Source organism: Collinsella sp. LCP19S3_F2 (assembly GCF_052121015.1).
Classification (GTDB): domain Bacteria; phylum Actinomycetota; class Coriobacteriia; order Coriobacteriales; family Coriobacteriaceae; genus Collinsella.
In genome coordinates, this window is sequence record NZ_JBQKFA010000027.1 from 1 (window position 1) to 1079 (window position 1079).

General features: G+C 64.9%; 1 rRNA gene. It reads left to right on the forward strand.

The window, feature by feature from the left end:
* Positions 1 to 1079, forward strand: a 23S ribosomal RNA gene (locus tag ACTQX9_RS09485); the annotation flags it as partial.

Consider the following 1079-nt stretch of genomic DNA (forward strand, 5'->3'; position numbering starts at 1 on the left):
GGGGAGGACAACCCGGGGAACTGAAACATCTAAGTACCCGGAGGAGAGGAAATCAATCTCGAGACTCCCCGAGTAGCGGCGAGCGAAAGGGGACCGATGGCCAAACCGTCGAGCGGGCGTACCCGGCAGGGGTTCCGCCGGCGGGGTTGCAGGGCCGCGCATCCGGGGGCTGCCGCCCCCGGGCGCAGGTCCGGCTGGGGAGCGGAACGGCATGGGAGGGCCGGCCGCAGCGGGTGACAGCCCCGTACGCGAACCCAGACCGGACGGCGCGACGCGGTCCCTGAGTAGGGCCGGGCACGTGAAACCCGGTCCGAACCTGGGTGGACCACCATCCAAGCCTGAGTACTACCCTGTGACCGATAGCGCACCAGTACCGTGAGGGAAAGGTGAAAAGCACCCCGGGAGGGGAGTGAAACAGTACCTGAAACCGTGCGCCCACGAGCAGTCGGAGCACCCTCCGGGGTGTGACGGCGTGCCTTTTGTAGAATGAGCCAGCGAGTCGCTGGCGCGGGGCGAGGTTAACCGAAAGGGAGCCGGAGCGAAAGCGAGCCTTAACAGGGCGACTTGAGTCCCGCGCCGCGGACGCGAAGCCGGGTGAGCTATCCGTGGGCAGGCTGAAGCGGGGGTAAGACCCCGTGGAGGGCCGAACGCACGTCGGTTGAAAACGGCGGCGATGACCTGCGGATAGGGGTGAAAGGCCAATCAAACCCGGAGATATCTCGTTCTCCCCGAAATAGCTTTAGGGCTAGCGTCGCGCGTTCACCGCCGGAGGTAGAGCACCGGATGGACGAGGGGGCTTCGCCGCCTACCGAATCCAACCGAACTCCGAATGCCGGCGGCCCAGAGCGCGGCAGTCAGAGCATGTGGGCTAAGCTGTGTGCTCGAGAGGGAAACAGCCCGGACCGCCCGCTAAGGTCCCCAAGTTCCAGCCGAGTGGCAAAGGATGTGCGTCCGCCCAGACAACCAGGATGTTGGCTTAGAAGCAGCCATGCATTCAAAGAGTGCGTAACAGCTCACTGGTCGAGTGGACATGCGCCGACAATACACGGGGCTAAGCTGGACACCGAAGCGGCGGGATT